This is a genomic window from Agromyces protaetiae (genome assembly GCF_004135405.1).
GTDB lineage: Bacteria > Actinomycetota > Actinomycetes > Actinomycetales > Microbacteriaceae > Agromyces > Agromyces protaetiae.
The window spans coordinates 3,191,190-3,205,800 of sequence record NZ_CP035491.1 but is presented as its reverse complement, the minus strand read 5'-3'; the positions used below and the strand labels follow the sequence as shown (position 1 = coordinate 3,205,800).

The following is a 14,611-nucleotide window of genomic DNA, read 5'->3' as shown; positions in this document are numbered from 1 at the left end:
CCCGAACGAGAGAGAACCATGACCGACCACGCGGTGCTCGAACTCGAGCACATCGGCCTGCAGATCGGCGGCGCACGGATCTTGAAAGACGTGTCGCTCACCGTTCGGCAGGGCGAACTCCTCGGAGTGATCGGCCCCAACGGCGCGGGCAAGACGACGCTCTTCAACGTCGTGTCGGGCATCGTGCGCCCGACCGAGGGGCGCGTGCTCCTCGCCGGCCGGGATGTCACGGGCGAACCCGTCCACCGGCGAGCGGATGCGGGCCTCGGCCGCACCTTCCAGACATCCAGTCTCTTCCCGGCGCTCAGCGTCCTCGAGAACGTGCGCCTCGCCGCCCAGGCGAAGCTCGGCGGTGCGACGAGCGTCCTTCGAGCGCCGAAAGCGACGGATGCCGCGTCCGCACGCGCACTCGACGCACTCGCCGAGGTCGGCATGGCCGGTCGGGCCGACCGCGTCGCAGGCGACCTCGCGCACGGCGAGAAGCGGAAGGTCGAGATCGCGATGTGCATCGCGACCGAGCCGACCCTCATCCTCCTCGACGAGCCCATGGCGGGTGTCGGCTCCGCAGACGTGCCCGCCCTCACCGAGGTCATCCGCGCCCTGCACGCGAGCGGTCGCACCGTGCTCATGGTCGAACACCACATGGACGTCGTGCTCGGTCTCGCCGACCGCATCGCCGTCATGCACCACGGCGAACTGCTCGCCGCCGACACCCCGGAGGCCGTCATGGCGAACCCGACCGTGCAATCCGCGTACCTCGGGGAGGGCCTGTGAACGAGCCCATCCTCTCCGTCCGCGGACTCACCGGCCGGATCGCCGGGCAACAGGTCGTCGAAGACGTCTCGCTCGACGTCGCCGCGACGGGCGTCACCGCCCTCCTCGGCCGCAACGGCGTCGGCAAGACCTCGACGATCAAGTCGGTCCTCGGGCTCATCGACCGCACCGGCGAGGTCGTGCTCGGCGGACGTCGCGTCGACCGTCTGCCGACGCACCGCATCGTGCAGCTCGGCGTCGGCTACGTCCCCGAAGACCGCGAGGTGTTCGGCGGGCTCACGGTCGCCGAGAACCTCCGGCTGGCCGAACGCGACCGCTCGCCTCGGCGGGCGCTCGTCGCCGAGCTCTTCCCCGACCTCGAGGCGCGGCTCGCGCAGCGCGCCGGCACGCTCTCGGGCGGGCAGCAGCAGATGGTGTCGCTCGCGCGCGCCCTCATCAACGACAACCGGCTCCTCCTCGTCGACGAGCCCACGAAGGGCCTCGCGCCGCGCATCGTCGACGAGGTCGCCGTCGCGCTCGCCGAAGCGGCGAAGACCGTGCCGATCCTGCTCGTCGAACAGAACCTCAAGGTCATCCGGGCGCTCGCCGACCGCGTGGTCGTGCTCTCGGGCGGACGGGTCGTGTTCACGGGCGAGGCATCCGAACTCCTCGACGACGACGCGCGCATCCAGCGCTACCTCGGCGTGCACGACGCGGGGGAGGCCGCCTGATGGACACGATCATCCTCCTCGTCATCACGGGCCTCGGGCTCGGGGCGCTCTACTTCCTCGTCGCGAGCGGCCTCTCCCTCATTTACGGCCTCATGGGCGTCTTGAACTTCGCCCACGGCGCGTTCCTCACGATCTCGGCGTTCCTCGGCTGGGAGGTCGGTCGCCGGGTCTCCGACGGCACCTGGCTCGGGCTCGCGATCTCCGCAGTCGTCGGCATGGCAGTCGGCGCGATCGTCGCGGCGCTCACCGAGTTCCTCATCATCCGCCGCCTCTACGAACGGCACATCGAGCAAGCGCTCGTGACCGTCGGACTCTCGCTCGCAAGCGTCGCGCTCTTCGAGGGCACCTGGGGCACCGACCCGATCTACACGGTGAGACCCGATTGGCTCACCGAGACGACGACGATCCTCGGCGCGCGAATCCCGAACGACCGGTTCCTCCTCATCGCGTGCGCCCTCGTCGTGCTCGGCGGCATCGTGCTCTTCCTGAATCGCACGCGCTACGGGCTCATCATCCGCGCGGGCGTCGAGAACCGGCACATGGTCACCGCCCTCGGCATCGACGTGCGCCGCGCGTTCACCCTCGTGTTCGCGATCGGCGGCGCGGCGGCCGGCCTCGGCGGCGTGCTCGCGTCGGTCTACTACGGCTACGTCTCGGCGCACCTCGGAAGCATCCTGCTGATCTTCGCGTTCATCGTGACCGTCATCGGCGGGCTCGGTTCGCTCACGGGCGCCGCGATCGCATCGATCCTCGTCGCGGTGCTGCAGCAGCTCGCGAACTTCTACCTCGGCGGCACGGGCGACCTCGTGGTCGTCGTCGCGCTCGCCGCAGTGCTCCTCGTCCGCCCGCGCGGACTCCTCGGGAAGGCGGCGGCATGACCAAGAAGACGCTCCTGACCGCGGGCGGCGGCATCGCGCTCGTCGTCCTGCTCGCGATCCTCCCGCTCCTCGCGATCGAGATCCCGGGCGTGCTGCCCGGCCCGACGTACACGCCCGGCACCCTGCAGCTGCTCGCGTTCGCGCTCCTCATCGCGGCGCTCGCGCTCAGCTACCGCATGATGTTCGGCCTCGCCGGCATGCTCTCGTTCGGACACGCGCTCTTCTTCGCGGCAGGCGCGTACGGCCTGGGCGTCGCCCTCGACGCGTTCGCGCCGAGCACGTGGCCGTCGGGACTCGTGTTCGTCCTCGCGATCGCGATCACGCTCGTCTTCGGGCTCGTCCTCGCCGCGACGGTCGGGGCACTCGCGCTCCGGGTCACGGGCATCTCGTTCGCCATGGTGACGCTCGCATTCGCGCAGGCCGGGTCGGTGCTCATCCGCCGCAATCCGGGCGGCGCGACGGGCGGCGACGAGGGTCTCGCGCTCGACATCACGCACGTGCCCGCCGAGCTCGTCGGCGTCGTCAACACGCGGAACCTCTACTGGACGGCGCTCGGCATTCTCGTGGTGGTCTACCTCGTCGTGCTGTGGGTCGAGCGGAGTCGCGCGGGCCACGTCGCCGAGGCCGCGCGCGAGAACGAGCTGCGCGTGCGGGTGCTCGGCATCCGGCCCTACAACGTGCGCTTGCTCGTCTTCATCGTCGCCTCGGTGCTCGCGGCGGTCGCGGGCATGGGCTATCTGCTCCTGCAGTCGGGTGCGGCACCGCGGATCGCGACCGCCGACTTCACGCTCACGATCCTCGTCATCGTCGTCCTCGGCGGCGTCGGCTACCGGTGGGGTGCGATCGTCGGCGGTATCGTCTACACACTGCTCGATCAGCGGCTCACGGCGCTCGCGGGCTCCGACGCGATCGCGGCGCTGCCCGATGTGCTCCGTGTGCCGTTGTCCGAGCCGTTGTTCATCCTCGGGACGCTCTTCGTGCTCGTCGTGCTCTTCCTCCCCGGCGGTATCGCCGGGTTGCCGAACCGCATCCGCACGGGCCGCAAGCAGCACCCGGCCGAGCCGGAGGGGCGACGGATGCCTGACGGACTGCACACCCTCGGGCGCTGGACTTCCGACCGGGCGCTCTCGACCCCCGACCGGATCGCGATCGACGATCGCGGCGTCGTGCTCGCCTACCGAGACCTCGACGCTCGCGCGGCGCGGCTCGCGTCGGCGTTCCGCGAGGCCGGGTACCGCATCGGCGACCGCATCGCGACCCTCACGGGCAACAGCGCCGATCATGTCGTGCTGTTCTTCGCGTGCGCGAAGGCCGGGCTCGCGCTCGTGCCGTTGTCGTGGCGGCTCTCGCCGCGCGAGCTCGCCGAGCAGCTCGAGATCGCCGAGCCCGCGCTCCTGCTCGTCGAGGACGAGTTCGCGACGCTCGCGCGGGCGACCCTCGAGCGGTCCCCGCGACGGGTGCCCGTCGCAGAACTCGGCGCCCACGGCGTCGAGCAGCGGATGCCTCGTGCCGCGCGTGCAGGCGACGGCGACGCCGAGGCATCCGCCCGCACCGACGTCGCAGACGACGACGCGCTCCTCGTGATCTTCACGTCGGGCACGACGTCGCGGCCGAAGGGCGCGGTGCTGACCCACGCGAACTGCTTCTGGACGAATCTCTCGCTCTCGAAGACGACAGCGATCGCACCTGGCGACATCGTGCTCTCGGTCATGCCGCAGTTCCACGTCGGGGGATGGAACATCCAACCGCTCCTCGCGTGGTGGACGGGTGCGACGGTCGTCCTCGAGCGGACCTTCGACCCGGGACGCGTTCTGCACCTCATCGCCGAGCGGCGCATCACGACGATGATGGGCGTGCCCGCGAGCTACCTCTTCCTCGCGCAGCACCCCGACTTCGAACGCGCCGACCTGTCGAGCCTCGGACACGCGGTCGTCGGCGGCGCGCCCATGCCGCCCGCGCTGCTCCGCACGTGGCATGCGAGGGGCGTCGCGCTCACGCAAGGCTACGGGCTCACCGAGGCCTCGCCCAACGTGCTGTGCCTGCCCGACGACCACGCACGCGACCGCGTCGGGTCAGCGGGCACTCCCTACCCGCACGTCGACGTCGCCGTCGCCGACCCCGTGACGGGCGAGCGGCTCGACGGCCCCGCCGAGGGCGAGCTCCTGGTCGCCGGCCCCGGCGTCTTCGCGGGATACCTGGGCGACCCCGACGCGACGGCGCTCGCCCTGCGCGACGGCTGGCTGCACACGGGCGACCTCGTGCGGCGCGACGCCGCAGGGTACTTCACGATCGTGGACCGGCTGAAGGACCTCTACATCTCGGGCGGCGAGGGCGTCGCCCCGGCCGAGGTCGAGTCGGTGCTCGCAGCGCACCCGGCCGTCGCCGACGTCGCGGTCGTGGGCGTCCCCGACGAGCGTTGGGGCGAGGCCGGGTCGGCATGGGTCGTGTTGCGACCCGGTACGCATACCGACGCCGACGAGCTCCTCGACTTCGCGCGTCCCCAGCTCGCATCGTTCAAGTTGCCGCGCGAAGTGCACTTCGTCGACGAGATCCCGCGGTCCACCGCGAACAAGCCACTGCGGCGCGTGCTCGCGGCCCGCGCGCAGGCCATCCGGGAGGGGATCGCATGACCGCGACGACTCCGCGCACGGCGCGCGGCGAGCAGACGCGCAGGCGCATCCTCGAGGCCGCCGAGCACGTGTTCGCCGAACTCGGGTACACCGAGGCATCCGTCTCGCGCATCACCGACCGCGCAGGCGTCGGGCAGGGCACCTTCTATCTCTACTTCGCCTCGAAACTCGACCTCTTCGACGAACTCGTCGAAGACTTGAACCGGCGCGTGCGCCAGGCGATGAGCGAGGGGTCGGCCGATGCGACGACGCGCCTCGAGGCCGAGCGGGCCGGGTTCGCGGCGTTCTTCCGGTTCACGGCCGAGCACCCCGCGCTCTACCGCGTCGTGCGCGAGGCCGAGTTCGTCTCGCCCGACGCGTTGCGTCTGCACTACACGCGCATCGTCGAGGGGTACATCGCGGGCCTCGAGCAGGCGCGTGCCGACGGCGAGATCGGCGACATCGATCCGACCGTCGCGGCGTGGGCGCTCATGGGCATCGGAGAGATGATCGGCATGCGCTGGGTGCTGTGGGGAGACTCCGCGAACGGCGAGGGCGGCGGCGACGCCGATCCGACGGCCGCGGGAACGAGCGCCGTGCCCGAGCACGTGCTCGACGAGATGATGCGCTTCATCGGCGGCGCCCTCGGGCGTCCCGGCTGGAGCATGAACGGGGAGGCGTCATGACCGATCTGACCGGAAAGCGTGCGATCGTGACTGGCGGTGCGAGCGGCATCGGGCTCGCGATCGCGGGCGCGTTCGCCGAGGCGGGGGCGCACGTCGTCATCGCCGACCTCAACGCCGAAGCGGCCTCGCAGGCGGCCGCGGGGCTCGGCGGCGAGGCCTGGGCGGTCGACCTCGGCGACACCGCTGCGCTCGGCGACCTCTCCCTCGACGCCGACATCCTCGTCAACAACGCGGGCATCCAGCATGTGCGACCCATCGAGGAGTTCGAGCCCGAACGGTTCTCGCTCCTCCTGCGCATCATGCTCGAGGCGCCGTTCCTGCTCATCCGGGCGGCGCTGCCCGGCATGTACGAACGCGGCTTCGGCCGTGTCATCAACGTGTCGAGCGTGCACGGACTGCGCGCATCGCCGTACAAGTCGGCGTACGTGGCGGCCAAGCACGGCCTCGAGGGACTCTCGAAGGTCACGGCGCTCGAGGGCGGACCGCACGGCGTCACCTCGAACTGCATCAACCCGGGCTACGTGCGTACGCCGCTCGTCGAGAAGCAGATCGCCGACCAGGCGAAGGTGCACGGCATCCCCGAGGCCGAGGTCGTCGACCGCATCATGCTGACCGAGTCGGCGATCAAACGCCTCGTGGAGCCCGCCGAGGTCGCGAGCCTCGCGCTGTGGCTCGCGGGCGCCGACTCGCGCATGGTGACGGGCGCGAGCTACACGATGGACGGCGGGTGGAGCGCGAGATGACCGGCTACGAGACGTTCGGCGCGCCCGTCGCGGGCGGCGCCCTCGCGGGCGGCGAATGGCGAGCGGATGCCTCGGGGCCGGCGCTCCTCGCGGTGCACGGCATCACGGCGAGCCACCGGGCCTGGGACCTCGTCGCCGAAGAGCTCGACGACGTGCGCATCGTCGCCCCCGACCTTCGCGGCCGCGGCCGGAGCAATGCGCTCCCCGCGCCCTACCGCCTCGTCGACCACGCCGACGACCTCGCCCGAGTGCTCGACGACCGCGGCATCGACCGTGCGCTCGTCGTCGGCCACTCGATGGGCGCGTTCGTCTCGGTGCGGTTCGCCGAGCGGCACCCCGATCGGGTCGCGGGACTCGTGCTCATCGACGGCGGCCTCCCGCTGCCGCCGCCCGCGGGCATCGCCCCCGAAGACGTGCCGCAGGCCGTCCTCGGCCCCGCCGTCGAACGGCTCTCGATGCGATTCGACACGGCCTCGGAATACATCGGGTTCTGGCGGAGGCATCCGGGCCTCGGGCCCTACTGGAACGACGCGATCGAAGACTATGTGCGCTACGACCTCGACGGCGTCGCGCCCGAGCTGCGGTCGGCGTCGAACGCCGACGCTGTGGGCGTGAATGCGCTCGAACTCGACGGCAGCGCGGGATACCTCGACGCGCTCGCCGCCCTCGTTCCGCCGCTCGACTTCGTGCGCGCCGAGCGCGGACTCCTCGACCAGCCCGAACCGCTCTACCCGTCGGCTGCGGCCGACGACTGGGCGCGACGCCTTCCGGCGCTGCGGGTGCACGAGGCGCCGGACGTCAACCACTACACGATCCTCATGACCGAGGCGGGCCTGCAGCACATCACCCCGGTGCTGCGCGCCCGTCTCGCACTCGCCTCGGACGAGGCATCCATCACCGTCGACAAGGAGGTCGCACCGTGACACTCGACAAGACCGTGGCATCGCCCGCCGACGCGGTCGCCGACATCCCCGAGGGCGCGTCGCTCGCGGTCGGCGGGTTCGGCCTGTGCGGCATCCCCATGGTGCTCATCCGCGCGCTCCTCGACCGCGGCACGGGCGACCTGTCGGTCGTTTCGAACAACTGCGGCGTCGACGACTGGGGGCTCGGGGTGCTGCTCGCGGCCGGGCGCATCCGCAAGATGACGTCGTCGTACGTCGGCGAGAACAAGGAGTTCGAGCGGCAGTACCTCTCGGGGGAGCTCGAACTCGAACTGACCCCGCAGGGCACGCTTGCCGAGAAGCTCCGCGCGGGCGGCTCGGGGATCGCGGCGTTCTACACGCAGACCGGCGTCGGCACCCAGGTCGCAGAGGGCGGCCTGCCCCGCCGCTATGCGGCGGACGGCAGCATCGCGGATGCCTCGCCCGCCAAGCCCACCGCGGTGTTCGACGTGCGCGGCGAGCCGCGCGAGTTCGTGCTCGAAGAGGCCATCACGACCGACTACTCGCTCGTGCACGCCCTGAAGGGCGACCGGCACGGCAATCTCGTCTTCGACAAGTCGGCGCGCAACTTCTCGCCCCTCGCGGCGATGGCGGGGCGCGTGTGCATCGCGCAGGTCGAAGAGCTCGTCGAGCCGGGCGCTCTCGACCCCGACGCCGTGCATCTGCCGGGCATCTTCGTGGACCGCGTCGTCGAGGTCGGGCGGGGCATCGAGAAGCGCATCGAACGGCGCACCGTGCGAGAAGGGAACTGACCGATGGCGCTCACGCGATTCGAAATGGCGGCGAGGGCTGCGGCCGAACTCGAGGACGGCGCGTACGTCAACCTCGGCATCGGGCTCCCGACGCTCGTGCCGAACTACGTGCCCGACGGGGTCACGGTCGTGCTGCAGTCCGAGAACGGCATCCTCGGCGTCGGGCCGTACCCGACGGAGGACGCCGTCGACCCCGACCTCATCAACGCCGGCAAGGAGACCGTGACGGTGCTGCCGGGCGCGGCGTTCTTCGACTCGGCGACGAGCTTCGGCATGATCCGCGGCGGCAAGGTCGACGCCGCGATCCTCGGCGCCATGCAGGTGTCGGCGGCGGGAGACCTCGCGAACTGGATGATCCCGGGGAAGATGGTGAAGGGCCCGGGCGGCGCGATGGATCTCGTGCACGGCGCCCGCCGACGCATCGTCCTCATGGAGCACGTCGCGCGCGACGGAAGCCCCAAGATCGTCGACGAGTGCTCGCTCCCGCTCACGGGCAAGCGCGTCGTCGACCGCATCATCACCGACCTCGCCGTCATCGACGTCACGCACGACGGGCTCGTGCTCGTCGAACTCGCCCCCGGCGTCACCGTCGACGAGGTCGCCGCCGCGACCGAGCCGCCGCTTCGCGTCGCTCTCGAAGGAGGACCGGCATGACCGACATCCGCACCGCGTTCCCGACCGTCTCGTCGCGGCTCGTCACGACCCCGCGGTATGCCGCGCAGGTCTTCGAGCGAGCGGCAGGCACGGGCGACGAGGCATCCGCCCCGACCGTCGTGTTCGTCCACGGCAACGTCTCGAGCTCGCTCTTCTTCCTCCCGCTCATGTCGGCGCTGCCGACGGCAGTGCGGGCGCTCGCTGTGGACCTCCGCGGATTCGGCGGCAGCGAGACGCTGCCGGTCGACGCGAGCCGGGGTATCCGGGACTTCAGCGACGATGTCGCCTCCGTCCTCGACGCGCTCGAGATCGGCGCCGCGCACCTCGTCGGCTGGAGCATGGGCGGCGGAGTCATCATGCAGCTCCTGCTCGACCGGCCCGAGCTCGTCGCGAGCCTCACGCTCGAGTCGACGGTGTCGCCGTACGGGTTCGGCGGCACAGCCCTCGACGGATCGCTGCTCAGCGACGACGGCGCCGGCACGGGCGGCGGGGGAGTGAACCCCGACTTCGTCGCGCGGCTCGCCGCGGGCGACCGCACCGACGAGGCCGGCACCTCGCCCCTCGCCGTCTACCGGTCGAGCTATGTCGCACCCGGGTTCGTCTCGGAGTTCGAAGGCCTCTGGGTCGAGTCGATGCTCACGACGGCGATCGGCGACGACAACTACCCCGGGACGTCGACGGCGTCGGAGCACTGGCCGGGCTTCGCCCCGGGCGTGAGCGGTGTGCTCAACACCATGGCCCCGACCGTCTTCGACACGTCTGCGATCGTCGACGTCGAGCCGAAACCGCCCGTGCTGTGGATCCACGGCGCGCTCGACGCGATCGTCGGCGACGCGTCGTTCTTCGACTTCAACCAGCTGGGTGCGGCGGGCATCGTGCCCGGATGGCCCGGCGTCGACGTCGCTCCGCCGCAGCCCATGCTCGCCCAGACGAGGGCCTTGCTCGAGCGGTACGCCGAGCGCGGCGGGGCGTTCACCGAGCTCGCACTCGAGGGTTGCGGTCACTCGCCGCATCTCGAACGGCCCGACGAGTTCCGTGCGGCGCTCCTCGCGATCATCGGCTGAGGAAACGGCGAGTGGATGCCTCGGGGTGCACCCCGAGGCATCCGCCCATCGCAGCCCTCGCCCAGTCGCGCGCAAGTAGACTCGGATCGTGCCTGCTGTGAATCTCGGAATGCCGAAAATCCCCGAAGTCCTGGCCCCCGACGCAAGTCGCGCCAGATCAAGGTGGGCAAGGTGCTCGTCGGCGGCGACGCCCCAGTGAGCGTGCAATCCATGACGACGACGCCCACGACGAACATCAACGCGACGCTTCAGCAGATCGCCGAGCTCACGGCGTCGGGCTGCGACATCGTGCGCGTCGCGGTGCCGAGCCGCGACGACGCCGAGGCGCTGCCCATCATCGCCAAGAAGAGCCAGATCCCGGTCATCGCCGACATCCACTTCCAGCCGAACTACGTGTACGCGGCGATCGACGCGGGGTGCGCCGCGGTGCGCGTGAACCCCGGCAACATCCGCAAGTTCGACGACCAGGTCGGCGAGATCGCCAGGCGCGCGAAAGAGGCGGGCGTGAGCCTGCGCATCGGCGTCAACGCGGGCTCGCTCGACCCGCGACTGCTGCAGAAGTACGGCAAGGCGACGCCCGAGGCGCTCGTCGAGTCGGCCGTCTGGGAGGCCTCGCTCTTCGAGGAGCACGACTTCCACGACTTCAAGATCTCGGTCAAGCACAACGACCCCATCGTCATGGTGAAGGCCTACCGGCTCCTCGCCGAGCGCGGCGACTGGCCGCTCCACCTCGGCGTCACCGAGGCGGGCCCCGCCTTTCAGGGCACGATCAAGAGCGCGACGGCGTTCGGCATCCTCCTCGGCGAAGGCATCGGCGACACCATCCGCGTCTCGCTGTCGGCGCCGCCCGCCGAAGAGGTCAAGGTGGGCCTGCAGATCCTCCAGTCGCTGAACCTCCGCGAGCGCAAGCTCGAGATCGTCTCGTGCCCGTCGTGCGGCCGCGCGCAGGTCGACGTGTACAAGCTCGCGAACGATGTCACCGACGGCCTCGAGGGCATGAGCGTGCCGCTCCGCGTCGCCGTCATGGGCTGCGTCGTGAACGGCCCCGGCGAGGCCCGCGAGGCCGACCTGGGCGTCGCATCGGGCAACGGCAAGGGCCAGATCTTCGTCAAGGGCGAGGTCATCAAGACCGTGCCCGAGTCCGAGATCGTCGCGACCCTCATCGCCGAGGCCAACCGTCTCGCCGACGAGATGGGGCCCGACGCCGCGGTCGGCTCGCCGACGGTCGTCACGGCGTAGCCGAGGCATCCGGCCGTCTCGTTCCGGTCGCGGTCGCCCGCCGACGCGCGTAGCGTGACGATGGCGGATGCCTCGTGCGCGGCGTCTGCGGGAGGGGGAGACGATGAGCGGCAGCGGGTTCGAATATCCCGACGAGGCGGGGTATCCCGACGGCATGGGCACCCTCGACGAGGGCACGGGCGACGCCGACGCGAACACGGCGGCGCGGCGGCAGGCCGCCGAGGCCGACACGGCCGAGGTCGAGCTCGAGGAGTTCGGGCTGAGCGACGAGGAAGACGTCGAGGGCGTCTGACCGATCGCCTCAGGCGACGGGAGTGAGCCGGATGGCACCCGTCGCCACGTCGGCCGACGTGAGCACGACCTCGACGCGCGACCCCGCGCGCCAATCCGGTGCGGCCGGGCAATTCGCCTCGACGGCCGGTTCGTCGAGGTGCACCTCGGCCTTGCCGTCGCGCACGCGCGTGACGATCGCCGAGAACCGCTCGCCGACCCGACCCGAGAGCACGGCGGCTTCGACGCGCGCGATCGTCGACCCGCTGAGCCGCGAGGCGAGGTTGCCCGAGACGCCCATGAGCTTCGGCAGTTCGTCGAGCGAGGAGCGCGCCCAGTCGGGCACGTCGTCGCCCGCCGCGAGCGCTTCGCACACGACGAGGTTCCAGCGATCGACGAGCCTGCGGAGCGGTGCCGTGACGTGCGCGTACGGCGCCGCGAGAGCGGCCTGCACCGGGTCGTCGGGGGCGGTGCCGTTCATGGCCGCGTAGCCGGCGCCGCGGAAGAGCCCGCCGGCGGCTTCGAGCACGGCCATCGCCTGCGGGTCGGAGCGGTCGAGGGAGCGCAAGTACTCGCCGTACTGCACGCCCTCGGCCCAGGGCAGCCCGAGCGCGACGGTCTGCGCGCGGAACTTCGCGATCGCGTCGTCCGCGGCGGCGGGCATCGTGCGGAGCACGCCGACCTTCGCCTCGAGCATGATCGACGCGGCCGCCATGCCCGTGAGGAGCGAGATCTGCGCGTTCCAGTCTTCGACGGGCAGCGACATGCGACGGACGAGCGCGTAGCCGTCGTCGCCCTTCACGACCTCGACCTGCGGGGTGTTGAGGCTCGCGCCGCCGCGCGCCGCCTCCTGCTCGATGCGGAGCGGTCCGACGCGCGAGAGGAGCGTGAGCGGGTCGTCGTCGTCGAGACGTCCCGCGTCGATCGCGGCCTGCACCTCGGCGTAGCTGAGCTGTGCGCGCGACCGCACGGCCTGGCGCGAGACATCCACTCGTGTGACGGCGCCGTCGGCGTCGAGCGAGACGTCCCACACGAACGCGCCGCGGTCGACGCCCGGCAGGAGCGAGGCGGCCCGCTCGCCGATCGCGGGCGGGTGCATCGTCACGCGACCGTCGATCGCGTAGAGCGTCTGCCCGCGGCGGCGCGCCTCGGCGTCGACCTCGCCGCCCGGCAGCACGAAGCCGGACACGTCGGCGATCGCGTACCGCAGGCGGTAGCCGCGACCCTCGCGTTCGAGATGGAGGGCCTGGTCGAGGTCGGTCGTGCCGGGAGGGTCGATGGTGACGAACGGGATGTCCCGGCTGTCGTGATCGGGAAGGCGATAGGCACGAACGGATGCATCCGCCTCGGCGAGCACCTCCGGAGCGAACGCCCCTGGGAGCTCCAACTCCTCGCGGAGCGCCGCGAGCGACGCGGCGAGCTCGTTCTGGGCAGCGGATCGGGCGAGGAGTGGGGTGCGCGCCGGCATGGCCTCAGCCTAGGGCCGCAGCCCGAGGCATCCGCCCGTCGTTAGAATCGTCGGGTGCCCACACGCCTCTCGAACTACTTCCTCCGCACGCTCCGCGAAGACCCGGCCGACGCCGAGGTCGCGAGCCACAAGCTGCTCGTCCGCGCGGGCTACATCCGCCGCCAGGCGCCCGGCATCTTCGCGTGGCTGCCGATCGGGCTCCGCGTCAAGGAGAAGATCGAGCGCGTCATCCGCGAAGAGATGACGGCCGCGGGCGCGCACGAGGTGCACTTCCCGGCGCTGCTGCCGCGCGAGCCCTACGAGGCGACGAACCGGTGGACCGAGTACGGCGACGGGCTCTTCCGCCTGCAGGACCGCAAGGGCGGCGACTACCTTCTCGCGCCGACGCACGAAGAGGTCTTCACGCTCCTCGTGAAAGACCTGTACTCGTCGTACAAAGACCTGCCCCTCGCGATCTACCAGATCCAAGACAAGTACCGCGACGAGGCGCGTCCGCGCGCGGGCCTCCTGCGCGGGCGCGAGTTCACGATGAAAGACGCGTACTCGTTCGACTACACCGACGCCGGGCTCGACGCGAGCTACCAGGCGCAGCGCGACGCGTACGAGCGCATCTTCACCCGCCTGGGGCTCGAGTACGTGATCGTGAAGGCCGACGCGGGCGCCATGGGCGGCTCCAAGTCCGAGGAGTTCCTGCACCCGACCCCTGTCGGCGAAGACACCTTCGTGCGTTCGGCCGGCGGCTACGCCGCGAACGTCGAGGCGTTCACGACGATCGCACCCGAGCCGATCCCGTTCGACGGGCTCCCCGAGCCGAAGGTGCTGCCCTCGCCGAACACGCCCACGATCGCGACCCTCGTCGACCTCGCGAATGCCGAGTACCCGCGGCCCGACGGCCGCGCGTGGACGGCGGCCGACACGCTCAAGAACGTCGTGCTCGCCCTCACGCACCTCGACGGCACGCGCGAGGTCGTCGTCGTCGGCATCCCCGGCGACCGTGAGATCGACGACAAGCGCGTCGAGGTCGCGTTCGCGCCCGCCGCAGTCGAGGCTGCGACCGACGACGACTTCAAGAACCACCCCGGGCTCGTGAAGGGCTACATCGGGCCGTGGTCGGCCGATGGCGCCGTGCTCGGCAGCGAGTCGTCGACGGGCATCCGCTACTTCCTCGACCCGCGCGTCGTCTCCGGCACCGAGTGGATCACGGGTGCGAACCTCGATGAACAGCACGTCTTCGGGCTCGTCGCAGGCCGCGACTTCACGGCCGACGGCACCGTCGAGGCCGCGAACGTGCGCGAGGGCGACCCCGCGCCCGACGGTTCCGGTCCTGTCGAGCTCGCGCGCGGCATGGAGATCGGCCACGTCTTCCAGCTCGGCCGCAAGTACGCCGAGGTGCTCGGGCTCAAGGTGCTCGACGAGAACGGCAAGCTCGTGACCGTCACGATGGGCTCCTACGGCATCGGCGTCACGCGCATCCTCGCGATCATCGCCGAGCTCAACAACGACGACAAGGGCCTCATCTGGCCGCCGCAGGTCGCGCCGTTCGACGTCGAGGTGCTCGCGATGGGCAAGGACGCCGCGGCGTTCGACGCCGCCGAGACGATCGTGGGCGACCTCGAGACATCCGGATTCGACGTCCTCTACGACGACCGCCCGAAGCTCTCGCCGGGCGTCAAGTTCGCCGACGCCGAGCTCGTCGGCATCCCGAAGATCGTCATCGCGGGGCGCGGTGTCGCCGAGGGCGTCGTCGAGGTGTGGGATCGCCGCTCGGGCGACCGTGCGACGGTGCCGATCGACGGCGTCGTCGAGGCGCTGCGGGGTTGACG

Annotated in this window: 13 protein-coding genes and 1 pseudogene; 13 read left to right on the top strand and 1 reads right to left on the bottom strand. The window is 71.1% G+C overall.

The features are described 5' to 3' along the window. Positions 1-18: 18 nt before the first annotated feature. From ET445_RS14950 to ET445_RS14895, 12 genes and pseudogenes are all read left to right on the top strand, one after another. The gene (locus ET445_RS14950; RefSeq protein WP_129191978.1) at positions 19-774 is read left to right on the top strand and encodes an ABC transporter ATP-binding protein; all 756 of its coding nucleotides are present in this window, start codon (positions 19-21) and stop codon (positions 772-774) included. After that, a complete protein-coding gene (locus tag ET445_RS14945; protein ID WP_129191977.1) occupies positions 771-1,484 on the top strand; it encodes an ABC transporter ATP-binding protein in 714 nt (237 codons plus the stop codon). Before ET445_RS14950 ends, ET445_RS14945 begins: the two co-directional genes overlap by 4 nt. Continuing rightward, positions 1,484-2,362: a branched-chain amino acid ABC transporter permease gene (locus ET445_RS14940; RefSeq protein WP_129191976.1), complete on the top strand. Its 879-nt coding sequence runs from the start codon at positions 1,484-1,486 to the stop codon at positions 2,360-2,362. Before ET445_RS14945 ends, ET445_RS14940 begins: the two co-directional genes overlap by 1 nt. Continuing rightward, positions 2,359-4,992, top strand: a complete 2,634-nt coding sequence (locus ET445_RS18685) for an AMP-binding protein (protein ID WP_129191975.1) — start codon at positions 2,359-2,361, stop codon at positions 4,990-4,992. The genes ET445_RS14940 and ET445_RS18685 overlap by 4 nt, the downstream gene beginning before the upstream one ends. Continuing rightward, positions 4,989-5,657 carry a TetR/AcrR family transcriptional regulator gene (locus ET445_RS14930; protein ID WP_129191974.1) on the top strand — a complete coding sequence of 223 codons (669 nt, stop codon included), beginning with the start codon at positions 4,989-4,991 and terminating at the stop codon, positions 5,655-5,657. Before ET445_RS18685 ends, ET445_RS14930 begins: the two co-directional genes overlap by 4 nt. After that, positions 5,654-6,400 (top strand): 3-hydroxybutyrate dehydrogenase, encoded by a 747-nt coding sequence (locus ET445_RS14925; protein ID WP_129191973.1) that lies wholly within the window; start codon positions 5,654-5,656, stop codon positions 6,398-6,400. The genes ET445_RS14930 and ET445_RS14925 overlap by 4 nt, the downstream gene beginning before the upstream one ends. Next, positions 6,397-7,323 carry an alpha/beta hydrolase gene (locus ET445_RS14920; protein ID WP_129191972.1) on the top strand — a complete coding sequence of 309 codons (927 nt, stop codon included), beginning with the start codon at positions 6,397-6,399 and terminating at the stop codon, positions 7,321-7,323. Before ET445_RS14925 ends, ET445_RS14920 begins: the two co-directional genes overlap by 4 nt. Then, the gene (locus ET445_RS14915; RefSeq protein ID WP_129191971.1) at positions 7,320-8,093 is read left to right on the top strand and encodes a CoA transferase subunit A; all 774 of its coding nucleotides are present in this window, start codon (positions 7,320-7,322) and stop codon (positions 8,091-8,093) included. The genes ET445_RS14920 and ET445_RS14915 overlap by 4 nt, the downstream gene beginning before the upstream one ends. Before the next feature lie 3 nt (positions 8,094-8,096). Further along, positions 8,097-8,747 (top strand): CoA transferase subunit B, encoded by a 651-nt coding sequence (locus ET445_RS14910; protein WP_208008438.1) that lies wholly within the window; start codon positions 8,097-8,099, stop codon positions 8,745-8,747. Continuing rightward, on the top strand, positions 8,744-9,811 hold the full coding sequence (locus ET445_RS14905) for an alpha/beta hydrolase (protein ID WP_129191970.1): 1,068 nt from the start codon (positions 8,744-8,746) through the stop codon (positions 9,809-9,811). The genes ET445_RS14910 and ET445_RS14905 overlap by 4 nt, the downstream gene beginning before the upstream one ends. Positions 9,812-9,899: 88 nt before the next feature. After that, positions 9,900-11,050, top strand: a pseudogene (ispG, locus tag ET445_RS14900) (flavodoxin-dependent (E)-4-hydroxy-3-methylbut-2-enyl-diphosphate synthase). 103 nt (positions 11,051-11,153) lie between these two features. Beyond that, positions 11,154-11,342, top strand: a complete 189-nt coding sequence (locus ET445_RS14895; RefSeq protein WP_165314416.1) for a hypothetical protein — start codon at positions 11,154-11,156, stop codon at positions 11,340-11,342. Positions 11,343-11,351: 9 nt separating this feature from the next. Here the strand turns inward: ET445_RS14895 and ET445_RS14890 are convergent, their stop codons facing one another. Then, on the bottom strand, positions 11,352-12,788 hold the full coding sequence (locus tag ET445_RS14890) for an RNB domain-containing ribonuclease (RefSeq protein ID WP_129191967.1): 1,437 nt from the start codon (positions 12,786-12,788) through the stop codon (positions 11,352-11,354). 54 nt (positions 12,789-12,842) lie between these two features. On the opposite strand from ET445_RS14890, the gene ET445_RS14885 reads away from it, so the two are divergent. Further along, positions 12,843-14,609 carry a proline--tRNA ligase gene (locus ET445_RS14885; RefSeq protein ID WP_129191966.1) on the top strand — a complete coding sequence of 589 codons (1,767 nt, stop codon included), beginning with the start codon at positions 12,843-12,845 and terminating at the stop codon, positions 14,607-14,609. The last annotated feature ends 2 nt before the right edge of the window (positions 14,610-14,611 follow it).